The following is a 23,615-nucleotide window of genomic DNA, read 5'->3' as shown; positions in this document are numbered from 1 at the left end:
CGTGAACCCGATGTGCGACAGGGGGTGACCCGCGAGTATCGTCCACACCTGCACGTGCCGCCCCCCGTGGGCCGCGCTCGCCAGAACCGCCCCGACACCGGAGGAAGCGTTGTCCCGTCTCGCGCTCATGAAGGCGGCTCTCGCGCCGGCCCTGCGCCTCATGTTCCGCCCCCGCGTGGAGGGCGCCGAGAACATCCCGGGGACGGGTCCGGTCATCCTCGCGGGCAACCACCTGACCTTCATCGACTCGATGATCATGCCGATCTGCCTGGACCGCCAGGTCTTCTTCATCGGCAAGGACGAGTACGTGACCGGCAAGGGCGTGAAGGGCCGGCTGATGGCCTGGTTCTTCACCAGCGTCGGCATGATCCCGGTGGACCGCGACGGCGGACGCGGCGGTGTGGCGGCCCTGATGACGGGCCGTCGGGTGCTGGAGGAGGGCAAGATCTTCTCCATCTACCCGGAGGGCACCCGCTCCCCCGACGGGCGGCTGTACCGGGGCCGTACCGGCATCGCGCGGCTGACCCTGATGACGGGCGCCCCGGTGGTCCCGTTCGCGATGATCGGCACGGACAAGCTGCAGCCGGGCGGCGCGGGCTTCCCCCGGCCGGGCCGGGTGACGGTCCGCTTCGGCGAGCCGATGGAGTTCTCCCGCTACGACGGGATGGACCGCGACCGGTACGTGCTGCGGGCGGTGACGGACTCGGTGATGGCGGAGGTCATGCGGCTCTCCGGCCAGGAGTACGTCGACATGTACGCCACGAAGGCCAAGGCCGCGTAGCGCGGCGGTACGCGGACGGGGGCCCCGGCGCCCGCCCGCGTACGCCGAAGGGGCGCCCCCGGTGACGGGGGCGCCCCTTCGGCGTCACCGGGCCCCGGTCGGGGCCCGGCCTTCGGCGGGGTCGGCGCCTCAGTGCTCGACGCCGTCCTCCAGCTTCTGGCCCCGCAGCAGGAACCAGGCGGCGACCGCCGTCGCGAGGAGGACCGCCGCGCCGACACCGGCCGCGATCCGCAGGCCCTCCACGAAGGCTTCCTGCGCCGCCGAGATCAGCGGGGCGGCCTGGGCCGGGTCGAGGGCCTTGGCGGCCTCGACCGCGCCGCCCAGCGAGTCGTGGGCGGCGGCGGCCGTCTCCGAACGGATGCCGGCCGGGGCGGTGAAGCCGCGGTAGACGCCGGTCACGATCGAGCCGAGGACCGCGATGCCGAGCGCCGCGCCGAGCTCGTACGCCGTCTCGGAGACGGCGGACGCGGAACCGGCCTGGTCCTTGGGGACCGTGGACAGGATCACGTCGGCGGTGACGGTGAACGCGAGGCCCGCGCCGAGGCCGACGACCAGCAGGCTGGCGCCGAGCAGCGGGTAGCCGGTGGTCTGGCCGATCGCGGTCAGCGCCGCGAGGGCGAGACCGATGGCGGCCAGGCCGCCGGTGACCACGACCCGTACGGAGTACCGGCGGGCGGCCCGGCCGGCGAGCAGACCCGCGGTCACCGCGCCGACGGCGGCGGGCAGTTCGGCGAGGCCGGCCTCCAGCGGCTGGCGGCCCTGGACCAGCTGGAAGTACTGGGACAGGAAGAACACCAGGCCGGAGAGGCCGAGGATGGTCAGCAGGTCGGCGAGGACGGCGCCGGAGAAGCCGCGGTTGCGGAACAGGCGCATGTCCAGGAGCGGGGCCGGCAGGGTGAGCTGGCGGCGGACGAACCAGGTCAGGGCGCCGACACCGGCGAGGGCGGCGAGGGCCACGTCCAGGGAGACGCCGTTGGCGGCGAGCTCCTTGACGGCGTAGACGACGCTGATCATGCCGATGAGGGAGAGGCCGACGCTGGCCAGGTCCCAGGGGCCCGGGTTCGGGTTCTTCGACTCGGGGATCAGCTTGGCGCCGACGACGACCAGGACGGCCATGACGGGCAGGTTGATGAGGAAGACCGAGCCCCACCAGAAGTGCTCCAGCAGGAATCCGCCGACGACCGGTCCGACGGCCGCGCCGGCGGAGGCCATGGCGCCCCAGATGCCGATGGCGAGGCTGCGCTCGCGCGGGTCGTGGAAGAGGTTGCGGATCAGGGCCAGCGTGGACGGCATCAGGGTGGCACCGGCGACACCGAGCAGGGCGCGGGCCAGGATCATCATCTCGGGGGTCGTCGCGTACGCGTTCAGGACCGAGACGGCGCCGAACGCGACGGCGCCGACGAGCAGCAGCTTCTTGCGGCCGATGCGGTCGCCGAGGCTGCCCATGGAGACCAGCAGACCGGCGATGACGAAGGAGTAGACGTCGCCGATCCACAGCAGCTGGGTGCCGGAGGGCTTCAGGTCCTCGGAGAGGAACGGGGTCGCCAGGCCCAGCACCGTGGCGTCGACGGCCACCAGCAGGACGGCCAGGACGAGGACGGCGAGGGCGAGCCACCGGCCGGGGCGGCGGACGCCCTCGATATGGCTCTCGGGCTTGACGGTGTCGGTGATCACTTCTCCACGCTCCTGCGTGCTCCGCCGAGCAGCAGCTCGGCGATCATGTACTGGAAGTCCTTGGCGGCGACCCGCCCGTCGGCGACGGCCCAGGCACCCGAGCCGATGAGCCCGTAGTACGCCTCACAGAGCCAGGCGGGGGTCATGTCGATCCGGAAGACGCCCTCTTCCTGGCCGCGCCGGAAGAGTGCGGCGAGCCGCTCGTCGAGCCGGGTCCAGCCCTCGTTCTGCTGGCCGTCCTCGAAGAGCTGGTTCTCCGTGTAGAGGAAGGCGAGCAGCGGGGCGACGGACTCGGAGGCGCCGATCAGGCGGCGCACGGCCTCGTCGGCCGGGCCCTCGCCGAGCCGGGCGCCGTCGAGGGCGGCCTCGGCCTCCTCGATGCAGAGCTGCTCCAGCGCGCGGACGAGCGCGTCCCGCCCGGCGAAGTGCCGGTGCAGGGTGGCGCGGCCGATCCCGGCGGCCCGCGCGACCTCGTCCATGGTGGCGGTCGCTTTGCGGGAGAGCAGGGCCGCGGCGGAGCGGAGCACCTCAGTGCGGTCGACTGACATGAGACGACCATACACCGGATGAGACATCTTTGTCTCATCCGGGAGGTGGGTGACTCAGGGAGGGGCGGTCACCCGGGACGGAAATGCCCGCGCCGCCGCCCTCCGGGGTGCGGAGGACGGCGGCGCGGGCGGTGGGGACGGGGAGCGGGGTACGGGGGCCTGCGGGTACGGGTGCCCGCGGGGTGCGGGTGCCCGCGGGGTGCGGGTGCCCTGCGGGCTACTTCTTGGCGTCGGCCCAGGCGTGCTGGATGACCAGGTCGGCCTTGACCTCGACGAGCTGGGCGGCGACCGCCGAGGGGGCCGTGCCGCCCCGGCCGTCGCGGGAGGCGAGGGCGCCGGGGACGTTGAGGACCGTGCGGACCTCGGGGGTGAGGTGCTCGGAGATCTTGGCGAACTGCTCGTCGGTCAGCCCGTCGAGCTCCTTGCCCTCCGCCTCGGCGGCCTTCACGCACTCGCCGGCCACCTCGTGCGCCACCCGGAACGGGACGCCCTGCTTGACCAGCCACTCGGCGATGTCGGTGGCGAGGGAGAAGCCGGCCGGGGCGAGCTCCTCCATGCGCTCCCGGTTGACCGTGAGGGTCGCCATCATGCCCGTGAAGGCGGGCAGCAGGACCTCCAGCTGGTCGCAGGAGTCGAAGACCGGCTCCTTGTCCTCCTGGAGGTCGCGGTTGTAGGCGAGCGGGAGGGCCTTGAGGGTGGCGAGCAGGCCGGTCAGGTTGCCGATGAGGCGGCCGGACTTGCCCCGGGCGAGCTCGGCGATGTCGGGGTTCTTCTTCTGCGGCATGATCGACGAGCCGGTGGAGAAGGCGTCGTGCAGGGTCACGAAGGAGAACTCCTTCGTGTTCCAGATGATGATCTCCTCGGCGATCCGGGAGAGGTTCACCCCGATCATCGCCGTGATGAAGGCGAACTCCGCGACGAAGTCCCGCGAGGCGGTGCCGTCGATGGAGTTGCCGACCGAGCCCCGCTCGAAGCCGAGGTCCTTGGCGACCGCCTGCGGGTCGAGCCCGAGCGAGGAGCCGGCCAGGGCGCCGGAGCCGTACGGGGAGACGGCCGTCCGGGTGTCCCACTGGCGCAGCCGCTCGGCGTCCCGGGAGAGGGACTGGACGTGGGCGAGGACGTGGTGGGCGAAGAGCACCGGCTGGGCGTGCTGGAGGTGCGTGCGGCCCGGCATGGCGACGTCGGGGTGCGCCTCGGCCAGGCCGACCAGGGCGTCCTGGAGCTCGGCGATCAGGCCGCCGATGATCCGGGCGTGGTCCCGCAGGTACATCCGGAAGAGGGTGGCGACCTGGTCGTTCCGGGAGCGGCCGGCGCGCAGCTTGCCGCCGAGCTCGGCGCCGAGGCGCTCCAGCAGGCCGCGCTCCAGGGCGGTGTGCACGTCCTCGTCGGCGACGGTCCCGACGAAGGAGCCGTCGGCGACGTCGGCTTCGAGCCGGTCGAGCCCGTCGAGCATCCGGGTCAGCTCGTCCTCGGTCAGCAGCCCGGCCTTGTGCAGGACGCGGGCGTGGGCGCGGGAGCCGGCGATGTCGTACGGCGCGAGGCGCCAGTCGAAGTGGACCGACGCGGACAGCTTCGCCAGGGCCTCGGCGGGACCGTCGGCGAACCGGCCGCCCCAGAGCCGGACGTCACCGCTGTTGCTGCTCACTTCTGGTTGCTCCTCGCCTTGATGACCGACCTCTTGCATGAGTATGCAGACGTCCGCATGTTTCGTCAATCGACTCGTGGTCCACCGGGGAAAATCCCAGGTCACCGCGGTGCGCACACGGATACAGTCCGCCGCATGACACACCCGAGACCGCTCCTGTGCTCCACGCGGCACCTCCGCCGGGGAGAACGCCTGCTGCACGGCAAGGGCACGGCCTCGGCGGTGGGCGCCGGCCGCGCCGCCGACTGGGTGGAGCTCGACTCCGACGTCCACGCCGGCACCTGGCCCCGCGTCGGCGGATGGCGGAGCTCGTCGAGGTTCCGGCTCGGCGCCCACTGGTTCGACAGCCGCGAGGTCGCGGACTGGGACACCGCCCCCTACTGGGACGAGGAGGCCGGAGCCCCGGACTGGGGACGCCCGCCGACCCCGTCCGAGCTCGCCCTGGGCCTGTGCCACGCCGACCCCCGGGTCCGGGCCGCCGCCCTGGACGAGGCCGGGCCCGCCGCGCCGCTGCCGCTGCTGCTCCTGCGCTGCGCGGACAGCGAGGACCCGGTCCGGGAGCGCGCCCGCGCCGCGTTCGCACCGGCCCTCGACACCGCCGACGACGCCTCCGTACGGTCCCTCACCGCGCTCGCCCTGCGCCTCGCCCTGCGGCGGCACGGCCCCTGGGCGCGGGACCTCGTCCTCGCCCGGACCGGCGACGGCCAGGCGGACGCGGTGCGGGAACTGCTGGCCGGCGAGGGCCCGGACCGGCGGACCGCCCGGCGGGCCGGGATCCGGGCCGGCGCGGAGAGCGGCGTCCTGGACCAGGAGGCCCTGTTCGGCATGGCCCTCACCGAGCGCGAGCCCGCCCAGCGGATCGAGGCGCTCCGCTGCGCCCTCGCGGGCCGGCGGGACGCGGTCACGCTCCGGCGCTTCCTCGGGCTCCTGGACGCGTGCGAGGGCGCGGAGTTCCGGGTCGTGGCGCTCCGGCACGCCCTCGGCGCCGGGCTGCTCTCCGCCGACGACCTGGCCGCCCTCGCCCTCCGCCACCGCGACCGGCGGGTCCGGCGGCTCGCCGCGCGCGTGCTGCCCGGACTGCCCGGCGCCGGGACGGCCCTCGACTCCCTGCCGGACGCCTTCGACGGCGTCGTACGGGGCTCCGCCGTCGAGCGCCTGCGGGCCGCCGGACGGGCCGACGACCTCGTACCCCACCTGGCCGACCCCTCGTCCCGGATCCGCGGGCTCGCCCGCCTCGGCGTCCGGGAGGCCGGCGGCGACCCGGGCGCCCGCCTCCGCGCACTCTGCTCCGACCCCGCGACCGTCACCCCCGCCGCGGTCAGCGGGCTCGCCGAGGAGCGCCGGCCGGAGGACGCCCCGCTGCTCCGGACCCTCGTCCGGCACCCCGACGGGGCCGTACGCGCCCGGGCGCTCGGCGGACTGAGGATGCTGGGCGCCCTCGACGACACCGCGCTCCCGCCCCACGCCGACGACCCCGACCCCCGCGTCGGAGCGGTCGTGCTCGGCGCGCTGCGCGACGACCCCGCGGCCCTGCGCGGACTGCTCGGCCACCCGCACGCGCGCGTGCGCGCCCGGGCGCTGGCGCTCCTCTCGGACCGCCACGGGCTCGGCTGGGACGAGGCGCTGCCGCACCTCGGCGACCCGGCGCCGGAGGTCGCGCGGGCGGCGCGCGGGGCCCTGCGCGCCGCCGCCCGCGAGGTCACCACCGCGCGGCTGATCGCTTACGCGGCCCCCGGCGGGGCGCCCGCGCTACGGGCCCTCGCCATGGAGCTGCTCGACGGCCGCTACGGGCCCGAGGTCCTGCTCAACGCCCTGCGCCTGCGGGACGACCCGCAGCGCGAGGTGCGCGTGGCCGCCCGCGAGCAGGCGACGCGAGTGGTGTGGGACCGCGAGGCCCGCGAGGGCCCGCACGGGGCCGAGATCAGCGCCCTCGCCGAGGCCGACGCGGAACGGATCCGCGCCTGGCGGGCCGAGCGGGTGCGACGGAAGCGGGCGGCACGTCCCTGGCACTCCCCGCCCGGCGGCGCGTGCGCGGCGCACTCGGGGCCGGCCTCCTGCTGAGACGGGCCGTCACGGCGGGCCTCCCCCGGCGGAGAATGACCCCATGGGGAAAACATACGAACGTATCGACGGACGGCTTCGGACCTTCATCGAGAACCAGCCCGTCTTCTTCGTGGCGACCGCGCCCCTCGACGGCGACGGTCACGTCAATCTCTCGCCCAAGGGGCGCCGGGGCACCCTCGTCGTCCTCGACGAACTGACCCTGGCCTACGTCGACTTCGGCGGCAGCAGCGCCGAGGTCGTGGCGCACCTGCGGGAGCCCGGCAACGGGCGGATCACGCTCATGTGGACGGCGTTCTCCGGGCCGCCGACCGTGGTGCGGGTGCACGGCGGCGGCGAGGTCGTGCTCCGCGACGACCCGCGCTGGGGCGAACTGTTCGCCCGCTTCCCCGCCGAGGCCGTCGAGGGGCAGGGCAGCGCGCGGGCCATCGTCGTCGTGCACGCCCGCCGGGTCAGCGACGCCTGCGGCTTCGCCGTCCCGCTGATGGAGTACCAGGAGGACCGGGGGCTGCACGCCGAGTACTTCAACCGCAAGACGGACGCCGAGTTCAACGCGTACTGCGAGGGCAAGGAGCACATCGCCACCAGCCTCGACGGGCTGCCCGCGCTGCCGCTCCCGCTGCCGCCGCTCCCCCGGTCGGCCCCGTAGCGTGGCGGGGCGCGGGCCCGGCGCCTAGCGTCGCGCCATGCGCACCCTCCTCGTCCTCGGCGCGGTCCTCGCCGGACTGGCCACGCCCCCGGTACCGCCGCCCGCCCTGCCCGAGCGGATGGCGGACACCGGGGGCGGCAGCCAGCTCATCACCGCCGAGGCCCCGGGTCTCGACGCCACCACCGGCACCCTGACCTGGTGGGACCGGCGCGGCGGGCGGTGGGTGAAGGCGGGATCGGCGCCCGCCCGGTTCGGCGCGAACGGGCTCGCCGAGGGGGCGGCGCGGCGGCAGGGCACGAACACCACGCCCACCGGGCTGTACCGGCTGCCCTACGCCTTCGGCACCGAGCGGGCGCCGGCCGGGACCGCGTACCGCTACGCCCGGGTCACCGACCGCTCGTGGTGGTGCCAGGACAACGCCTCGCGCGCGTACAACCGCTGGGTGGAGGGGCTGCCCCGGGACTGCCGGGCCGGGGAGGCCGAGCACCTCGTGGAGTACCGGACGCAGTACGCGCACGCCCTGGTCATCGGCTTCAACTACGACCGGCCGGTGCGCGGCCGGGGCGCCGGGATCTTCCTGCACGTCAACGGGCGCGGGGCGACGGCCGGCTGCGTCTCGGTGCCCGCCGACGCGATGCGCCGGGTGCTCGCCTGGGCCGACCCGGCCCGCCGCCCGCACATCGCCGTCGGCACGCGGGGCGGGCCGACGGCGATCACGGGGTACTGAACGCGGGCGCTCAGCGGTCCTTCTGCGCCAGGCGGAGCAGGTGGTCGGCGAGGGCCTGGCCGCCGACCGGGTCGCGGGAGATGAGCAGCAGGGTGTCGTCGCCCGCGATCGTGCCGAGGATCGCGTGGAGCTCGGCCTGGTCGATGGCCGACGCGAGGAACTGCGCGGCACCCGGCGGGGTGCGCAGCACCACCAGGTTGGCCGATGCCTCCGCGGAGATCAGCAGCTCCCCGGAGAGGCGCCGCATCCGCTCCTCCTTGGCCGACTCGCCGAGCGGGGCCTGCGGGGTGCGGAAGCCGCCCTCGCTGGGCACCGCGTAGATCAGCTCGCCGCCGGTGTTGCGGATCTTCACCGCGCCGAGCTCGTCGAGGTCGCGGGAGAGCGTCGCCTGGGTGACGCTCAGCCCGTCGTCCGCGAGCAGCTTGGCGAGCTGGCTCTGCGAGCGCACCGGCTGCCGGTTGAGGATGTCGACGATCCTGCGGTGGCGTGCGGTGCGGGTCTGCGGAACGGACGGCCCTCCCCCAGGGTCCGCCTGGGCGGCACCCCAGGCCACGTTCTCCTGCGCGTCGGTCATCGTCGTCTCATTCTCCGGTTCGTCCTGCTCCGTCCACCACCACGCCCAGGACACCGGGCAGGGCCTTGAGGAAAGCGTCCGCCTCGGCGTCGCCGATCACCAGCGGCGGCATGATCCGTACGACATCGGGGGCGGGCGCGTTCACCAGGAGGCCGGCGTCCTGAGCCGCCTGCTGCACCTGCGGTGCGAGGGGCTCGGTGAGCACGATACCCAGGAGGAGGCCCGCACCACGGACGTGGGAGACCAGCGGGTGGCCCAGGGACTCGATTCCGTCCCTCAGCTTCTCGCCGAGCCGCTTGACCTCGTCGAGCGCCGAGTCGGCGGCGAGGGTGTCGATGACGGCGAGTCCGGCGGCGCAGGCGACCGGGTTGCCGCCGAAGGTGGTGCCGTGGTGGCCGGGGGTGAACAGCTCGGCCGCCGGCCCGAAGGCGACGGTCGCGCCGATCGGGAGGCCGCCGCCGAGGCCCTTGGCCAGGGTGACGATGTCGGGGTCGACCCCCTCGTGGGCCAGGTGCTCGAACCACTGGCCGGTCCGCCCGATGCCGGTCTGCACCTCGTCGAGGACGAGGAGGGTGCCGGTGGCGCGGGTGATCTCGCGGGCCGCCCGCAGATAGCCGGCGGGCGGCACGACGACGCCGTTCTCGCCCTGGATCGGCTCGATGATGACGAAGGCCGTCTCCTCGGTGACGGCCGCGCGCAGCGCCTCGGCGTCCCCGTACGGCACATGGGTGACGTCGCCGGGCAGCGGCAGGAACGGGGTCTGCTTGCCGGGCTGGCCGGTGAGGGCGAGGGAGCCCATGGTGCGCCCGTGGAAGCCGCCGGAGGTGGCGACCATGTGGGGGCGGCCGGTGAGGCGGCCCAGCTTGAAGGCGCCTTCGTTGGCCTCGGCGCCGGAGTTGCAGAAGAAGACCCTGCCGGGGCGGCCGAAGAGCCGGAGCAGCCGCTCGGCGAGGGCGACCGGGGGTTCGGCGACGAAGAGGTTGGAGACGTGGCCGAGGGCGGAGATCTGCCGGGTCACGGCCTCGACGACGGCGGGGTGGGCGTGGCCGAGGGCGTTGACGGCGATGCCGCCGACGAAGTCGAGGTATTCGGTGCCGTCGGCGTCCCAGACGCGGGCGCCCTCGCCTCGGACGAGCGGCAGCCGGGGCGTGCCGTAGTTGTCCATCAGCGACTGCTGCCAGCGTTCGGTCAGTGCGGCGTTGCTCTGCTGCGTCATGACGTCTTCCCCGTGGTGTCGTCGGGCACGACCATGGTGCCGATGCCCTCGTCCGTGAAGATCTCCAGCAGGATCGAGTGCTGGACCCGGCCGTCGATCACGCGGGCCGTGGTGACCCCGTTGCGTACGGCGTGCAGGCAGCCCTCCATCTTGGGGACCATCCCGCTGGAGAGCTCGGGCAGCAGCTTCTCCAGCTGGCTGGCGGTGAGCCGGCTGATGACCTCGTCGCTGTGCGGCCAGTCCTCGTAGAGGCCCTCGACGTCGGTCAGGACCATCAGCGTTTCGGCGCCCAGCGCCGCAGCGAGTGCCGCAGCCGCCGTATCAGCATTGACGTTGTAGACATGGTCGTCGTCCTGGGAGCGGGCGATGGAGGAGACGACCGGGATGCGGCCGTCGTCCAGGAGGGCCTGGATGGCGCCGGTGTCGATGGCGGTGATCTCGCCGACCCGGCCGATGTCGATCCGTTCGCCGTCGACGGTGGGCAGGTGCTTGACGGCGGTGAGGGTGCGGGCGTCCTCGCCGGTGAGGCCGACGGCGAGCGGGCCGTGCTGGTTGAGGAGGTTGACCAGTTCGCGCTGGACCTGTCCGGCGAGCACCATGCGTACGACGTCCATGGCGTCCTCGGTGGTGACGCGCAGGCCCGCCTTGAACTCGCTGACGATGCCGTGCCGGTCGAGGGCGGCGCTGATCTGGGGGCCGCCGCCGTGCACGACGACCGGCTTGAGGCCGGCGTGGCGCAGGAAGACGACGTCCTGGGCGAAGGCGGCCTTGAGCTCGTCGTCGATCATGGCGTTGCCGCCGAACTTGATGACGACGGTCTTGCCGTGGTGGCGGGTGAGCCAGGGCAGCGCCTCGATGAGGATCTGCGCCTTGGGCAGCGCGGTGTGCTTGCGGGCGGTGTTCTGGGAGTCGTCGCTCATGAGGAGTACGCGCTGTTCTCGTGGACGTAGTCGGCGGTGAGGTCGTTGGCCCAGATGACGGCGGACGCGGACCCGGCGGCGAGGTCGGCGGTGATGACGACCTCGCGGAAGCGCATGTCGACGAGGTCGCGGTCCTCGCCGACGGAGCCCTTGCGGCACACCCAGACGCCGTTGATGGCGACGTTGAGCTCGTCGGGCTCGAAGGCGGCGGAGGTGGTGCCGATGGCGGAGAGCACCCGGCCCCAGTTGGGGTCCTCGCCGTGGATGGCGCACTTGAGGAGGTTGTTGCGGGCGATGGAGCGGCCGACTTCGACGGCGTCGTCCTCGCTGGCCGCGTTGACGACCTCGATGCGGATGTCCTTGCTGGCGCCCTCGGCGTCGCCGATCAGCTGGCGGGCGAGGTCCTCGCAGACCTCCTGGACGGCGGCGGCGAACTCGTCCTCGGCGGGGGTGGTCCCGGCGGCGCCGGAGGCGAGCAGGAGGACGGTGTCGTTCGTGGACATGCAGCCGTCGGAGTCGACCCGGTCGAAGGTGAGCCGGGTGGCGCGGCGCAGGGCCGCGTCCAGGCCGGGGGCGTCGACGTCGGCGTCGGTGGTGAGGACGACGAGCATGGTGGCGAGGCCGGGGGCGAGCATGCCGGCGCCCTTGGCCATGCCGCCGACGGTCCAGCCCTCGCGGGCGGCGACGGCGGTCTTGTGGACGGTGTCGGTGGTCTTGATGGCGAGGGCGGCCTTCTCGCCGCCGTGGGCGGAGAGTTCGGCGGCGGCCTTCTCGACGCCGGGGAGCAGCTTGTCCATGGGGAGCAGGACGCCGATGAGGCCGGTGGAGGCGACGGCGACCTCGCCCGCGCCGACGCCGAGGACCTCGGCGGCCTTCTCGGCGGTGGCGTGGGTGTCCTGGAAGCCCTGGGGGCCGGTGCAGGCGTTGGCGCCGCCGGAGTTGAGGACGACGGCGGTCAGTTCGCCGTCGGCGAGGACCTGCTGGGACCACAGGACGGGGGCGGCCTTGACGCGGTTGGAGGTGAACACACCCGCGGCGGCGCGGCGCGGCCCGGTGTTGACCACGAGGGCCAGGTCCGGCTTGCCGTTCTGCTTGATCCCGGCCGCGATGCCCGCGGCCGTGAATCCCTGCGCTGCGGTGACGCTCACGGAGCGACTCCAATCGTGGAAAGTCCGGTCTCCTCGGGGAAGCCGAGGGCGATGTTCATGCTCTGCACCGCGCCGCCGGCGGTGCCCTTGGTGAGGTTGTCGATGGCGCTGACGACGATGATCCGGTGCGCGGCCGGGTCGTGGGCGACCTGGATCTGAACGGCGTTCGAACCGTAGACGGACGCGGTGGCCGGCCACTGGCCCTCGGGGAGGAGGTGGACGAACGGCTCGTCGGCGAAGGTCTTCTCGTACGCGGCGCGCAGGGTCTCGGCGGTGACGCCGGGCCGGGCGGTGGCGGAGCAGGTGGCGAGGATGCCGCGGGGCATCGGCGCGAGGGTGGGGGTGAAGGAGACGGTGACCCGCTCGCCGGCCGGCGCGCTGAGGTTCTGGATCATCTCGGGGGTGTGCCGGTGGCCGCCGCCGACGCCGTACGGGGTCATGTTGCCCATGACCTCGGAGCCGAGGAGGTGCGGCTTGGCGGCCTTGCCCGCGCCGGAGGTGCCGGAGGCGGCGACGATGACGGCCTCGGGCTCGGCGAGCCCGTTCGCGTACGCGGGGAAGAGCGCGAGCGAGACGGCGGTGGGGTAGCAACCGGGCACCGCGATGCGCTTGGACCCCTCCAGCGCGGCGCGGGCACCCGGCAGTTCGGGGAGGCCGTAGGGCCAGGTCCCGGCGTGCGGGGAGCCGTAGAACGCCTCCCAGTCGGCCGGGTCCTTCAGCCGGAAGTCGGCGCCCATGTCGACGACGAGGGTGTCCGGTCCGAGCTGTTCGGCGACGGCGGCGGACTGTCCGTGCGGCAGGGCGAGGAAGACGACGTCGTGGCCGGCGAGGACCTCGGGGGTCGTCTCGGCGAGCACCCGGCCGGCGAGCGGCAGCAGGTGCGGCTGGAGGCCGCCGAGTCGCTGGCCGGCGTTGGAGTGGCCGGTCAGGGCCCCGATCTCGACCTCGGGGTGGGCGAGGAGCAGGCGCAGGAGTTCCCCGCCCGCGTATCCGCTCGCACCGGCGACCGCTGCTCGTACCGTCATCGAAACCCTCCTCATGGATGGCATGACTATACGCAGAGTCGCAGTTTTATGCAATGTGGTGCCGGGGGTGGGAACGCGCGAACGGCCGGCCCCGGGAACCCCGGGACCGGCCGTTCCCTGCCGTACGCGGCGAGTACGCCGAGGGTCAGGCGCCCACGTACGCCGCCAGGTGCTCGCCCGTCAGCGTCGAACGCGCCGCCACCAGCTCCGCCGGCGTCCCCTCGAACACCACCGAACCGCCGTCGTGACCCGCCCCCGGACCCAGATCGATGATCCAGTCCGCGTGCGCCATCACCGCCTGGTGGTGCTCCACCACGATCACCGACTTCCCCGAGTCCACCAGCCGGTCCAGCAGACCGAGGAGCTGCTCCACGTCCGCCAGATGCAGACCGGCCGTCGGCTCGTCCAGCACGTACACCCCGCCCTTGTCCGCCATGTGCGTCGCCAGCTTCAGCCGCTGCCGCTCACCGCCCGACAGCGTCGTCAGCGGCTGACCCAGCGTGAGATAGCCCAGACCCACGTCCGCCAGCCGCTCCAGGATCCGGTGCGCCGCCGGGGTCCGGGCCTCACCCGCCCCGAAGAAACGCTCCGCCTCGCTCACCGGCATCGCCAGGACCTCGCTGATGTCCTTGCCGGCCAGCCGGTACTCCAGCACCGAGGCGTCGAACCGCTTCCCCTCGCAGTCCTCGCACGTCGTCGCCACCCCCGCCATCATCCCCAGATCGGTGTAGATGACCCCGGCGCCGTTGCACGTCGGACACGCGCCCTCCGAATTGGCGCTGAACAACGCCGGCTTCACCCCGTTGGCCTTCGCGAAAGCCTTCCGGATCGGCTCCAGCAGCCCCGTGTACGTCGCCGGATTCGACCGCCGCGAACCCCGGATCGGCGCCTGGTCCACCGACACCACGCCCTCCGACGCCGGGATCGAACCGTGCACCAGCGAGCTCTTCCCCGAACCCGCGACCCCCGTCACCACCGCCAGCACCCCGAGCGGGACGTCCACGTCCACGCCCTTCAGGTTGTGCGTCCGCGCGCCCCGGATCCGCAGCGCGCCCGACGGCGCCCGCACCGCGCCCTTCAGCCCCGCCCGGTCCCCCAGGTGCCGGCCGGTCACCGTGCCGCTCTTCCGCAGCCCCTCGACCGAACCCTCGAAACACACCTGGCCGCCCGCCGTACCCGCGCCCGGACCCAGGTCCACGACATGGTCCGCGATCTCCACGACCTCCGGCTTGTGCTCGACCACCAGCACCGTGTTGCCCTTGTCCCGCAGCCGCAGCAGAAGATCGTTCATCCGCTGGATGTCGTGCGGGTGCAGCCCCGTCGTCGGCTCGTCGAACACGTACGTCACATCCGTCAGCGACGACCCCAGATGCCGGATCATCTTCACCCGCTGCGCCTCACCCCCCGACAGCGTGCCCGCCGGGCGGTCCAGCGCCAGATACCCCAGACCGATCTCCACGAACGAGTCCAGCGTCTGCCGCAACGCCGCCAGCAGCGGAGCCACCGACGGCTCCTCGATGCCCCGCACCCACTCCGCCAGATCGCTGATCTGCATCGCGCAGGCGTCCGCGATGCTCACCCGCCTGATCTTCGACGAGCGCGCCTCCGCGCTCAGCCGCGTCCCCTCGCACTCCGGGCACGCCGTGAACGTCACCGCCCGGTCCACGAACTCCCGGATGTGCGGCTGCATCCCCTCCCGGTCCTTCGACAGCATCGACTTCCGGATCCGCGGGATCAGCCCCTCGTACGTCATGTTGATCCCGGCGATCTTCATCCGGACCGGCTCGTGGTGCAGGAAGTCCCGCAGCTCCTTCTTCGTGAACCGGCCGATCGGCTTGTCCGCCGGGAACAGCCCGGACTCGCTGTACAGGCGGTAGTTCCAGCCGCCCGGCTTGAACCCCGGGATCGTCAGCGCGCCCTCGTCCAGCGACTTCGTCTCGTCGTACAGCTGCGCCGGATCCAGATCCGTGACGCTCCCCCGCCCCTCGCAGCGCGGGCACATCCCGCCGGTGCGGTTGAACGTCGCCTTCACCGTCTTCTTGTCGCCGCGCTCCACCGTGATCGCGCCGCTCGCCCGCACCGACGGCACGTTGAACGCGTACGCCCCCGGCGGGCCGATGTGCGGCTTGCCGAGCCGGCTGAACAGGATCCGCAGCATCGCGTTCGCGTCCGTCGCCGTACCCACCGTCGACCGCGGATCCGCGCCCATCCGCTGCTGGTCCACCGTGATCGCCGTCGTCAGCCCGTCCAGCACGTCCACCTCGGGGCGCGCCAGCGTCGGCATGAAACCCTGCACGAACGCGCTGTACGTCTCGTTGATCAGCCGCTGCGACTCCGCCGCGATCGTGTCGAACACCAGCGAGCTCTTGCCCGAACCGGACACCCCCGTGAACACGGTGAGGCGGCGCTTCGGGATCTCGATGCTGACATCCTTGAGGTTGTTCTCGCGCGCCCCCAGCACGCGGATCACCTCATGGCTGTCGGCGGCGTGCGGCACGCTGGCCTTGCTCATCGTCTCGTCTCTCCTCGGAACTCTGGCGGACTGGCGGACGGGCGACCGCGCGCTACCGCTTTCGCGGCTGGGTGAACCGGAGCATGTTGCCGGCCGGGTCACGGAAGGCGCAGTCCCGTACACCGTACGGCTGATCGACCGGCTCCTGGAGGACTTCGCCGCCGGCCTCCCGGATCCGCTCGAACGTCGCGTCCACGTCGTCCGTCGAGAAGATCACGCCCCGCAGCAGCCCCTTCGCGAGCAGCTCGGACATGACCCTGCGGTCGGCCTCCGGGGCGTTCGGGTCGGCGAGCGGCGGCTCCAGGACGATCTCCACGTCCGGCTGGTCCGGGGAGCCGACGGTCACCCACCGCATCCCCTCGAAACCCACGTCGTTGCGGACCTCCAGACCGAGCACGTCACGGTAGAACGCGAGCGCCTTGTCGTGGTCGTCGACGGCGATGAAACACTGGGAAAGGCTGATGCTGTTCATGCTCCGAACCTACGAGGGCGCGGAGGATTCCGCTTCTCCGATCCTGACCGCTTCCCCCGGCGGCCGGCGGTTCTTCAGCGGGCGGGTCACCACCTTCGCCACGCACGCCGGGATCGGCGCGCCCGCCTCGTGGCTCCTCGCCCGGTAGGCGCTCGGGGTCTCCCCCACCAGCTCCGTGAAACGCGAGCTGAACGAGCCCAGCGACGTACAGCCCACCGCGAAGCAGACCTCCGTCACGCTCAGGTCGCCCCGGCGCAGCAGCGCCTTCGCCCGCTCGACGCGGCGGGTCATGAGGTAGTTGTACGGGGTCTCCCCGTACGCGGCGCGAAAACTGCGCGAGAAGTGCCCGGCAGACATCAGCGCGACCCTCGCCAGTGCCGGGACGTCCAGCGGCTCCGCGTAGTCCCGGTCCATGGCGTCCTTGGCGCGGCGCAGGCGGGCCAGGTCTTCCAGGTTCATGTTCCTCAGCATCCCACGGGGGGGCGGGGTGGGGTGGGGTATCGGGCGGTGGGGTATCGGGCGGTGGTCTGTGCGCGGGGGGTGGGGAGGGGGTGGGGTTCGGGACTGCATGATTTACGGCGCGGATGCCGTTGCTCGTGGGGCGCGGGTCCTTGTCCCGCGCCACAAATCACGCTTGACGCCCCGAACCCCACCCCCTCCCCACCCCCCGCTCCCGTCGTCGGTCGGCTGACCCTCCCTGCCGGGCTGCCCGGGTCGGTAATCCGGGTGCGGCGGTCCCGGTGGCTCCCGTACCCTCGGGTTCATGTCTACGCCCCGAATTTCCTAGCTCCAGGACCCGCTTCCACGCCACCCGTGTGTCCTTCAGCTTGTTCGGAGCGTTTCCCCATGATCACCCTTCGTGGTGCCGACGTGCGCGTCGGCGCCCGTCTCCTCCTGTCCGACATCTCCTTCCACATCGCTCCCGGCGACCGGATCGGCCTCGTCGGCCGCAACGGGGCCGGGAAGACCACCCTCCTCGACACCCTCGCCGGGCTGCGCGCCCCCGCCGCCGGCAGCGTGCTGCGGACCGGGGCCCTCGGCTATCTGGCCCAGGACTCCCGCGCCGCCGACCCCGCCGTCTCCGTCACCGACCGGATCCTGTCCGCGCGCGGCATGGACGAGGCCGTCCGCCGGCTGCGGGCCGCCGCCGAACGGCTCGGCGAGCGGGCCGACACGCGGGCGATGGACGTGTACGCGCGGGCCGAGGCCGCCTTCGAGGCGTGCGGCGGTTACGCGGCGGAGGCCGAGGCCGCCCGCGTCGCCGCCGGTGTCGGGCTGCCCGCCGAGCTGATGGGCCGGGCCGTCGGCACGCTGTCCGGCGGGCAGAAACGCCGGGTCGAGCTCGCCCGCATCCTCTTCGCCGGACACGGCCGCGAGGGCACCCTGCTCCTCGACGAGCCCACCAACCACCTCGACGCCGACTCGGTCGGCTGGCTGCGCGGCTTCCTCTCCGCGCACCAGGGCGGGCTGGTCCTCATCAGCCACGACCTGGACCTGATCGCCGCCACCGTCAACCGGGTCTTCCACCTGGACCCGCAGCGGATGACGGTCGACATCCACAACACCGGCTGGGCGGGCTACCTCGCCCAGCGGGACGCCGACGAGCGGCGGCGGACCCGCGAGCGCGCCAACGCCGAGCGGAAGGCCGCGGCCCTGCACGCCCAGGCCGACCGGATGAAGGCCCGCTCGGCGACGGCCGTCACCGCCCGCAGCATGGCGCGCCGTGCCGACCGGATGCTGGACGGCCTGGAGGAGGTGCGGCGCGCCGAGCGGGTCGCCCGGATCCGGCTGCCCGAGCCCGCGCCCTGCGGCCGGACGCCCCTGGGCGCGGTGTCGCTGACGAAGGGGTACGGGGGCGGGCGCCCGGTCCTCGACGGGGTGGACCTCGCGCTGGACCGGGGTTCGCGGCTGGTGGTGCTGGGCCTCAACGGGGCCGGGAAGACGACGCTGCTGCGCCTGCTCGCGGGCGCGGAGGCGCCGGACGCGGGCCGGGTGGTGCATGGGCACGGGCTGCGGCTCGGCTACTTCGCGCAGGAGCACGAGACGCTCGACCCGGCCCGTACCGTGCGCGAGAACCTCTCGGCGGCGGCCCCGCACCTCACGGACGGCGAGGTGCGGCGGGTGCTGGGGGCGTTCCTGTTCCGGGGCGACGACGCCGACAAGCCCGCCGGGGTCCTCTCGGGCGGCGAGAAGACCCGGCTCGCGCTGGCCGGGCTGGTCCACTCGGGCGCGAACGTCCTGCTGCTCGACGAGCCGACCAACAACCTCGACCCGGCTTCCCGGGACGAGGTGCTGGCCGCCGTCGGCACGTACCCGGGCGCGATCGTGATGGTCACGCACGACGTGGGCGCGATCGACGCGCTGCGCCCGGAGCGGGTGCTGCTGCTGCCGGACGCGCACGAGGACCTGTGGCACGAGGAGTACCGGGACCTGGTGGCCCTGGCGTGATCAGCGCTTGACGGCCCGGAGCACCACGAACTTCGGGTTGCCGGCGACGAGTTCGCTGTTGCCGAAGATGCGGCGCAGGGTGGTGTGGTAGCCGAGGTGCCGGTTGCCGACCACCCACAGCTCCCCGCCGGGCCGCAGGGCCCGGCGGGCCTCGGCGAACATGCGGCGGGCGGTGCGGTCCGTGGTGGCCTGGTGGCTGTGGAACGGCGGGTTGTTGAGCACCAGGTCCACGGACCCGGGCTCGGTGTCCGCCAGCCCGTCGCCGACGGCGAACTCGGCCTTGCGCGCGGGCCCGGCGTGGGTGCGGAAGTTCTCCTCCGCCGAGGCGACGGCCTGGTACGACTCGTCGGTGAAGAGCAGCTGGGCCTCGGGCTCGGCGAGCGCGACGGCGAGGCCGACGACGCCGTTGCCGCAGCCGAGGTCCACCACCCGGGCGTCGCCGAGGCCGCGAGGCAGGTGCTCCAGCAGGAAGCGGGTGCCGATGTCGAGCCGGTCGGCGCAGAAGACGCCGGCCTGGTTGACAACACCGAGCCCGGCGAGCCCGGCGGGAGCGTCGGCGGGGAGCTCGTACCGGTAGGGCCAGGGGTTCCCGGATCCATCCGGGGTGATGTGTCCCCCCGGTGTGATGTGTCCCCCTGGGGTGGTGTGGATGAGCCGGGCCTTCTTCACCGCGAGGGAGGTCCGGGTCGGCCCGAGGATCCGCTCGAAGAGCGTCAGGGTCGAGGTGTGGATCTCCTTCACCATGCCCGTGCCGACGACGACGGTGCCGTCGTGGAGGGCGGGGGCGAGCCGGTGGAGCTGGTCCTCCAGGAGCGCGAGGCTCTTGGGGACGCGGACGAGCAGCACGTCGATCCGCTCGGGCGGCGGGTCCTGGGTGGTGAGCAGCCGGACCGCGCCGGGGTCCACACCGGCGCGGTCCAGGTTGTCCCCGGTGGCGCGGCGGCCGAGGTACGAGTCGGAGATCTGGACGAGGTCACCGGCCTCGGCGGCGAGCGCGGTGACGAGGGCACCCCAGCGGTCGCCGACGACGGCGACGGTGCCGGACAGGTCGGTGCCGCTCTCCGCGAGGTGGGCGAGCAGGTATTCGTCGGCGGCGTCCCAGGCGCGCAGGGGGTCGCGCGGGTCCGAAGGGAAGCGGGTGACGGGGAAGTCGCCCCAGGACGTGATCAAACGGTTCATCGTGCGCCCAGGCTAGCCGGTCGGACGGCGCGGCCCGCGAACGACGGACGGGAGCGGGGGGTGGGGAGGGGGTCGGGTTCGGGGCGTCAGGCGTGATTTGTGGCGCGGGACGAGAGCCCGTACGGGACGAGCACGGCATCCGCGCCGTAAATCATGCAGCCCCGAACCCGACCCCCTCCCCACCCCCCGCGTCACCCGACAGCGGCGGCCAACCGCAGATGCCACAGCCCGGCCCGCCCGGTCAGCGTGACGGTGGACAGCGGCCGGACGTCGACGTTCCAGTACGTGCCGGGCGGCGCCTTCAGCGCGTAGACGAGGGCGGCCCGCACGACCGCGGGCTCGGCGACGGCGACGATGGCCCCGCTATCGGCGGGCCGGGTGTCGAGCCACCCCCCGACCCGCGTGATGAAGGAGAGAAGCGTTTCTCCCCCGTGCGGCGCCGACCGAGGATCGCGCAGCCACGCGTCGACGGCCCCCGGTTCGAGCGCGGCGACCTCGGCCAGCGTGAGCCCCCGCCACCGTCCCATGTCGCAGTCGCGCAGCGCGGGCTGGACCAGCGGGGCGTAGCCGAGGGCCGTGCCGGTGGCGCGGCTGCGGGGCGTCGGGGAGCAGTAGCGCAGCTCGGCCGCGCCGAGCGGAATCAGCCGGGGCGCGGCGAGCTGCACCTCGTACCAGCCGGCCTCGTCGAGCGGCCGGTCGTCGTCGAAGCGTTCGGCGAGCAGGGAGGAGCTGCGTGCCGCCGCGACGAGCGTGACCCGAAGACCCATGGCGGCGATCGTGAGGCCGGGGGCCGCGCGGGTCAAGGGTTCATTTGGGAGTCGGGGACGGCCGTGGGTTCACTGCTGCCCGAGTGCCATCCACTTGTCCGGATTCTGCAGTGGCGTGAAACCGACCTTCTCGTAGACGCCGTGCGCGTCGGCGGTGGCGAGCATGATCCGGCGGAGTCCGTACTGTTCCAGGTCGTCGCGGACGGCGGTGACGAGTCCGGTGCCGAGCCCGGTGCCGCGGGCGCCGGGGTCGACGTAGACGTCGCAGAGCCAGGCGAAGGTGGCGTAGTCGGTGACGACGCGGGCGTAGGCGCCCATCTCGCCCGTGTCCCGGTGGTAGGCGCCGTAGTTGAGGGAGCCGGCGATGGCCCGGTCCTGCTTCTCCCGAGGTCGGCCGAGGGCCCAGTACGCGTCGGTGGAGAGCCAGTGGTGGACGCGGGCGGCGTCGATGCGGGCGGGGTCGGCTGAGATCTCGTACGCCCCGTGCATGACGGCGCCTTCCGCGGTGCTGGTGTCGGTCATGGGCGAAGGCTGGCACCCCGGTCACGGGTTGTCAGGCGAATTTGCCGGAGGCGAGAGCCGGACGGACACGGCCCGGGTCGTTCAGCCGAGGAGCGCGTCGAGGGCGGTCCGCAGCCGCCGCACGCCCTCGACGATCTCCGTGGGCCCGGCGACACCCGCGAAACTCAGCCGGATGTGGCCGGCGGGCGGCTCGGCGCAGAAGTAGGGACGCCCGGGGGCGATGGCGACGCCGCAGCGCAGGGCGGTGGGGATGAGGGCGGCTTCGGGGAGGGTGTCGGGGAGGCGGAGCCAGAGGTGGTAGCCGCCGGAGGGGATGTGGGGCAGGGCGAGTTCGGGCAGGTGCCGGGCGACGGCGCCGGTCATGGTGTCGCGGCGGAGCCGGAGCTCGGCGGCGGTGGAGCGGAGGTGGCGGCTCCAGGCGGGTGAGCCGACGAGTTCGAGGGCGGTCTCCTGGAGGGGCCGGGCGACGAAGAAGCTGTCGACGACCTGGATGGCGCGGAGCCGTTCGAGGACGGGCCCGCGGGCGGCGAGGGCGCCGACGCGGAGGCTCGGGGAGGTGGGTTTGGTGAGGGAGCAGACGTGGACGACGACGCCGTCGGGGTCGTCGGCGGCGAGGGTGGCGGGGAGCGGTCCGGCGTCCTCGTGGACGAGCCGGCGGGCGAAGTCGTCCTCGACGACGAAGGCGCCGGCGGCGCGGGCGATCCGGACGACGGCGGTGCGGCGTTCGGCGCTGAGGGCGGCGCCGGTGGGGTTCTGGAAGAGCGGCTGGCAGACGAGGACGCGGGCGCCGGTGGCGCGGAAGGCGGCTTCGAGGAGGTCGGGCCGGACGCCGTCGGCGTCGGTGGGGACGGGGACGGGGCGCAGTCCGGCGGCGCGGGCGACGGCGAGCATGCCGGGGTAGGTGGGGGATTCGACGAGGACGGGGGTGCCGGGCGGGGCGAGGGCGCGCAGGGCGGTGGTGAGGGCGGGCTGGCCGCCGGCGGTGATGAGGACTTCGGCGGCGGTGACGCCGCCGCCGATGGCGCGGGCGAACCATTCGCGGAGTTCGGGGAGGCCGTCGGTGGGGGGCCGGCCCCAGGCGCCGGGGCGGCGGCCGGCGCGGGCGAGGGCGCCGGCGAGGCCGCGTTCGGGCTGGAGGTAGGGGTGGAGGTAGCCGCCGTTGAACTCGATGACGCCGGGCTGGGGCGCGGAGAGGGTGACGAGGACGCCGGAGGCGTCGACGGCGCGGGGGACGAGTTCGGTGGCGGTGTCGGCGCTGAGGGCGAGCTGCTGCCAGGAGGTGTCGCCGACGGCGGGGGTGGTGGCGCGGGGTGCGGCGCGGTAGGAGCCGGCGCCGGGGCGGGTGACGACGAGACCTTCGGCGGCGAGCTGGGCGAGGGCGCGGGTGACGGTGACGGGTGAGACGTGGTGGCGCTCGACGAGGGCCCGGCTGGAGGGCAGTTTCTCCCCTACGGAGTAGCGGTTGAGCTCTTCGCGCAGGGATTTCGCCAGTTCACCGACACTGCTACTCTCGTTCATGAGAGCACAGAATAGCGCTACCCTGCCGACGACGATAGCGGTCACCCGGACCGCGCGGACCCCCCGCAGCGGGACGCTGATGGCGGCCCTGGGCGTGGTGGCCTTCTCGCTGACCTTCCCGTCGACGGTCTGGGGCCTGGAGAGCTTCGGCCCCTGGTCGCTGGTGGCGGTCCGCTCGGTGCTGGCCGCGCTGATCGCGGGCGCCTTCCTGCTGGCGGGCCGGGTGGCGCCGCCCGAGCGGCGGCACTGGGCCGGGCTCGCGGTGGTGGCGGGCGGTGTGGTGATCGGCTTCCCGCTGCTGACGACGCTGGCGCTGCGGACCTCGACGACCTCGCACGCGGCGGTGGTGGTGGGGCTGCTGCCGCTCACCACGGCGGCCCTGGCGGCGGTGCGCACCGGCCGGCGCCCGTCCCGTACGTTCTGGATCGCGGCGGTCGCCGGGGCGGTGGTGGTGCTCGCGTTCACGCTCCAGCAGAGCGGCGGCGCGCTGTCGCGGGGCGATCTGTATCTGTTCGGCGCGCTGCTGGTGTGCGCCGCCGGGTACACGGAGGGCGGCCGGCTGGCGGCGCTGATGCCGGGCTGGCAGGTGATCGGCTGGGCGCTGGTGCTGTGCCTGCCGCTGACGGCGGTGGGCACGGCGGTGGCGCTGGCGCACGAGCCGGTGCGGCTGACGGCGCACGGGGTGGCGGGCCTGGTCTGGGTGGCGGCGGGGTCGACGTTCTTCGGCCTGTACGTCTGGTACCGGGGCATGGCCGAGATCGGCATCCCGAAGGCCAGCCAGCTCCAGCTCGCGCAGCCGCTGCTGACGCTGTTCTGGTCGGTGACGGTGCTGGGCGAGGAGCTGTCCCCGGCGGCGCCGGCCGCGGCGGCGGGGGTGCTGGTGTGCATCGCGGTGACGCAGCGGGCGAGGAGCTGACGGCGGCGGCGCCCGGGGGCACAATGGCGGTAAGAGGCTCCCGTGGGTCAGCGGCCTCCGCCCGGAGGTCCGCGCGGGGAGCGGCCCGGCCGCGAGGAGGTCACCCCGATGCGTGCGAGCGTGGGCGACAAGCTGCTGGTGCACGGCCGGACCGTAGGTCAGCACGACCGTACGGCCCGGGTCGTCCAGGTGCTGGGGGAGAACGGCACTCCCCCGTACCGCGTCACGTACGAGGACGACGGTCACGAGTCCCTGATGTCGCCGGGGCCCGACACCGTCGTCCGTCGTCACCCGGAGGCGGGGACCGGCTGAG

The 23,615-nt window shown here is 73.7% G+C and carries 22 protein-coding genes; 7 read left to right on the top strand and 15 right to left on the bottom strand.

The annotated features are described in order from the left end of the window. Window positions 1–109: 109 nt before the first annotated feature. The gene (locus AB0C99_RS04010; RefSeq protein WP_362468910.1) at window positions 110–781 is read left to right on the top strand and encodes a lysophospholipid acyltransferase family protein; all 672 of its coding nucleotides are present in this window, start codon (window positions 110–112) and stop codon (window positions 779–781) included. A 129-nt stretch (window positions 782–910) separates the two neighbouring features. Here AB0C99_RS04010 and AB0C99_RS04005 read toward each other — a convergent pair whose 3' ends face one another. The 3 genes from AB0C99_RS04005 to argH all read right to left on the bottom strand — a co-directional run bounded on the left by AB0C99_RS04005 (window position 911) and on the right by argH (window position 4,648). Further along, window positions 911–2,455, bottom strand: a complete 1,545-nt coding sequence (locus AB0C99_RS04005) for an MFS transporter (protein WP_362468908.1) — start codon at window positions 2,453–2,455, stop codon at window positions 911–913. Beyond that, window positions 2,452–3,003, bottom strand: coding sequence for a helix-turn-helix domain-containing protein (locus AB0C99_RS04000; RefSeq protein ID WP_362468906.1), 552 nt, complete (start codon window positions 3,001–3,003; stop codon window positions 2,452–2,454). The genes AB0C99_RS04005 and AB0C99_RS04000 overlap by 4 nt, the downstream gene beginning before the upstream one ends. 217 nt (window positions 3,004–3,220) lie before the next feature. Continuing rightward, complete coding sequence (argH, locus tag AB0C99_RS03995; RefSeq protein WP_362468904.1) at window positions 3,221–4,648, bottom strand: argininosuccinate lyase; 1,428 nt, start codon at window positions 4,646–4,648, stop codon at window positions 3,221–3,223. A gap of 135 nt (window positions 4,649–4,783) precedes the next feature. Between argH and AB0C99_RS03990 the strand changes: the two genes are divergently transcribed. From AB0C99_RS03990 to AB0C99_RS03980, 3 genes are read left to right on the top strand one after another with little or no spacing between them, the layout of a single operon-like run. Beyond that, window positions 4,784–6,709, top strand: coding sequence for a hypothetical protein (locus AB0C99_RS03990; protein WP_362468902.1), 1,926 nt, complete (start codon window positions 4,784–4,786; stop codon window positions 6,707–6,709). Window positions 6,710–6,752: 43 nt separating this feature from the next. Further along, complete coding sequence (locus AB0C99_RS03985) at window positions 6,753–7,358, top strand: pyridoxamine 5'-phosphate oxidase family protein (protein ID WP_362468901.1); 606 nt, start codon at window positions 6,753–6,755, stop codon at window positions 7,356–7,358. 37 nt (window positions 7,359–7,395) lie between these two features. Further along, a complete protein-coding gene (locus AB0C99_RS03980) occupies window positions 7,396–8,085 on the top strand; it encodes a L,D-transpeptidase family protein (protein WP_362468899.1) in 690 nt (229 codons plus the stop codon). A 10-nt stretch (window positions 8,086–8,095) separates the two neighbouring features. Here the strand turns inward: AB0C99_RS03980 and AB0C99_RS03975 are convergent, their stop codons facing one another. The 8 genes from AB0C99_RS03975 to AB0C99_RS03940 all read right to left on the bottom strand — a co-directional run bounded on the left by AB0C99_RS03975 (window position 8,096) and on the right by AB0C99_RS03940 (window position 16,411). Continuing rightward, window positions 8,096–8,659: an arginine repressor gene (locus tag AB0C99_RS03975; RefSeq protein WP_362468897.1), complete on the bottom strand. Its 564-nt coding sequence runs from the start codon at window positions 8,657–8,659 to the stop codon at window positions 8,096–8,098. A 7-nt stretch (window positions 8,660–8,666) separates the two neighbouring features. Further along, window positions 8,667–9,875, bottom strand: coding sequence for an acetylornithine transaminase (locus AB0C99_RS03970; protein ID WP_362468895.1), 1,209 nt, complete (start codon window positions 9,873–9,875; stop codon window positions 8,667–8,669). Beyond that, complete coding sequence (gene argB / locus AB0C99_RS03965) at window positions 9,872–10,795, bottom strand: acetylglutamate kinase (protein ID WP_362468893.1); 924 nt, start codon at window positions 10,793–10,795, stop codon at window positions 9,872–9,874. Before argB ends, AB0C99_RS03970 begins: the two co-directional genes overlap by 4 nt. After that, complete coding sequence (argJ, locus tag AB0C99_RS03960; protein ID WP_362468891.1) at window positions 10,792–11,943, bottom strand: bifunctional glutamate N-acetyltransferase/amino-acid acetyltransferase ArgJ; 1,152 nt, start codon at window positions 11,941–11,943, stop codon at window positions 10,792–10,794. Before argJ ends, argB begins: the two co-directional genes overlap by 4 nt. After that, window positions 11,940–12,968: an N-acetyl-gamma-glutamyl-phosphate reductase gene (argC, locus tag AB0C99_RS03955; RefSeq protein WP_362468889.1), complete on the bottom strand. Its 1,029-nt coding sequence runs from the start codon at window positions 12,966–12,968 to the stop codon at window positions 11,940–11,942. Before argC ends, argJ begins: the two co-directional genes overlap by 4 nt. A 145-nt stretch (window positions 12,969–13,113) precedes the next feature. After that, a complete protein-coding gene (locus AB0C99_RS03950; RefSeq protein ID WP_362468887.1) occupies window positions 13,114–15,480 on the bottom strand; it encodes an excinuclease ABC subunit UvrA in 2,367 nt (788 codons plus the stop codon). Window positions 15,481–15,532: 52 nt separating this feature from the next. Then, window positions 15,533–15,952 (bottom strand): VOC family protein, encoded by a 420-nt coding sequence (locus AB0C99_RS03945; RefSeq protein ID WP_362468886.1) that lies wholly within the window; start codon window positions 15,950–15,952, stop codon window positions 15,533–15,535. Window positions 15,953–15,961: 9 nt separating this feature from the next. Then, the gene (locus tag AB0C99_RS03940) at window positions 15,962–16,411 is read right to left on the bottom strand and encodes a helix-turn-helix transcriptional regulator (RefSeq protein WP_362468884.1); all 450 of its coding nucleotides are present in this window, start codon (window positions 16,409–16,411) and stop codon (window positions 15,962–15,964) included. A gap of 387 nt (window positions 16,412–16,798) precedes the next feature. Between AB0C99_RS03940 and AB0C99_RS03935 the strand changes: the two genes are divergently transcribed. After that, window positions 16,799–18,400: an ABC-F family ATP-binding cassette domain-containing protein gene (locus tag AB0C99_RS03935; protein ID WP_362468882.1), complete on the top strand. Its 1,602-nt coding sequence runs from the start codon at window positions 16,799–16,801 to the stop codon at window positions 18,398–18,400. Here the strand turns inward: AB0C99_RS03935 and AB0C99_RS03930 are convergent, their stop codons facing one another. From AB0C99_RS03930 to AB0C99_RS03915, 4 genes are all read right to left on the bottom strand, one after another. Next, window positions 18,401–19,579, bottom strand: coding sequence for a methyltransferase (locus AB0C99_RS03930; RefSeq protein WP_362468880.1), 1,179 nt, complete (start codon window positions 19,577–19,579; stop codon window positions 18,401–18,403). A 191-nt stretch (window positions 19,580–19,770) separates the two neighbouring features. Next, entirely contained in the window at window positions 19,771–20,346 is a 576-nt protein-coding gene (locus AB0C99_RS03925; RefSeq protein ID WP_362468878.1) for a histidine phosphatase family protein, read from the bottom strand. 69 nt (window positions 20,347–20,415) lie between these two features. After that, window positions 20,416–20,868 carry a GNAT family N-acetyltransferase gene (locus AB0C99_RS03920; RefSeq protein ID WP_362468876.1) on the bottom strand — a complete coding sequence of 151 codons (453 nt, stop codon included), beginning with the start codon at window positions 20,866–20,868 and terminating at the stop codon, window positions 20,416–20,418. Window positions 20,869–20,949: 81 nt separating this feature from the next. Beyond that, window positions 20,950–22,386, bottom strand: coding sequence for a PLP-dependent aminotransferase family protein (locus AB0C99_RS03915; RefSeq protein WP_362468874.1), 1,437 nt, complete (start codon window positions 22,384–22,386; stop codon window positions 20,950–20,952). Here AB0C99_RS03915 and AB0C99_RS03910 point away from each other — a divergent pair. Then, window positions 22,385–23,302 (top strand): DMT family transporter, encoded by a 918-nt coding sequence (locus tag AB0C99_RS03910; RefSeq protein WP_362468872.1) that lies wholly within the window; start codon window positions 22,385–22,387, stop codon window positions 23,300–23,302. The two genes, AB0C99_RS03915 and AB0C99_RS03910, sit on opposite strands and share 2 nt — an antisense overlap. Window positions 23,303–23,410: 108 nt before the next feature. After that, on the top strand, window positions 23,411–23,614 hold the full coding sequence (locus tag AB0C99_RS03905; protein WP_362468870.1) for a DUF1918 domain-containing protein: 204 nt from the start codon (window positions 23,411–23,413) through the stop codon (window positions 23,612–23,614). Window position 23,615 lies beyond the last annotated feature (1 nt).

Origin of the sequence: Streptomyces sp. NPDC048659 (assembly GCF_040650575.1) — a bacterium.
Classification (GTDB): domain Bacteria; phylum Actinomycetota; class Actinomycetes; order Streptomycetales; family Streptomycetaceae; genus Streptomyces.
The sequence above is the reverse complement of the archived record's forward strand: the minus strand, read 5'-3'. Positions and strand labels throughout refer to the sequence as shown.

Coding starts and splice junctions, on each gene's coding strand:
- AB0C99_RS04000 (WP_362468906.1), bottom strand. CDS start 3,003: ATGTCAGTCGACCGCACTGAGGTGCTCCGCTCCGCCGCGGCCCTGCTC.
- AB0C99_RS03990 (WP_362468902.1), top strand. CDS start 4,784: ATGACACACCCGAGACCGCTCCTGTGCTCCACGCGGCACCTCCGCCGG.
- AB0C99_RS03985 (WP_362468901.1), top strand. CDS start 6,753: ATGGGGAAAACATACGAACGTATCGACGGACGGCTTCGGACCTTCATC.
- AB0C99_RS03980 (WP_362468899.1), top strand. CDS start 7,396: ATGCGCACCCTCCTCGTCCTCGGCGCGGTCCTCGCCGGACTGGCCACG.
- AB0C99_RS03975 (WP_362468897.1), bottom strand. CDS start 8,659: ATGACCGACGCGCAGGAGAACGTGGCCTGGGGTGCCGCCCAGGCGGAC.
- AB0C99_RS03970 (WP_362468895.1), bottom strand. CDS start 9,875: ATGACGCAGCAGAGCAACGCCGCACTGACCGAACGCTGGCAGCAGTCG.
- argB (WP_362468893.1), bottom strand. CDS start 10,795: ATGAGCGACGACTCCCAGAACACCGCCCGCAAGCACACCGCGCTGCCC.
- argC (WP_362468889.1), bottom strand. CDS start 12,968: ATGACGGTACGAGCAGCGGTCGCCGGTGCGAGCGGATACGCGGGCGGG.
- AB0C99_RS03950 (WP_362468887.1), bottom strand. CDS start 15,480: ATGAGCAAGGCCAGCGTGCCGCACGCCGCCGACAGCCATGAGGTGATC.
- AB0C99_RS03945 (WP_362468886.1), bottom strand. CDS start 15,952: ATGAACAGCATCAGCCTTTCCCAGTGTTTCATCGCCGTCGACGACCAC.
- AB0C99_RS03940 (WP_362468884.1), bottom strand. CDS start 16,411: ATGAACCTGGAAGACCTGGCCCGCCTGCGCCGCGCCAAGGACGCCATG.
- AB0C99_RS03935 (WP_362468882.1), top strand. CDS start 16,799: ATGATCACCCTTCGTGGTGCCGACGTGCGCGTCGGCGCCCGTCTCCTC.
- AB0C99_RS03930 (WP_362468880.1), bottom strand. CDS start 19,579: ATGAACCGTTTGATCACGTCCTGGGGCGACTTCCCCGTCACCCGCTTC.
- AB0C99_RS03925 (WP_362468878.1), bottom strand. CDS start 20,346: ATGGGTCTTCGGGTCACGCTCGTCGCGGCGGCACGCAGCTCCTCCCTG.
- AB0C99_RS03920 (WP_362468876.1), bottom strand. CDS start 20,868: ATGACCGACACCAGCACCGCGGAAGGCGCCGTCATGCACGGGGCGTAC.
- AB0C99_RS03910 (WP_362468872.1), top strand. CDS start 22,385: ATGAGAGCACAGAATAGCGCTACCCTGCCGACGACGATAGCGGTCACC.
- AB0C99_RS03915 (WP_362468874.1), bottom strand. CDS start 22,386: ATGAACGAGAGTAGCAGTGTCGGTGAACTGGCGAAATCCCTGCGCGAA.
- AB0C99_RS03905 (WP_362468870.1), top strand. CDS start 23,411: ATGCGTGCGAGCGTGGGCGACAAGCTGCTGGTGCACGGCCGGACCGTA.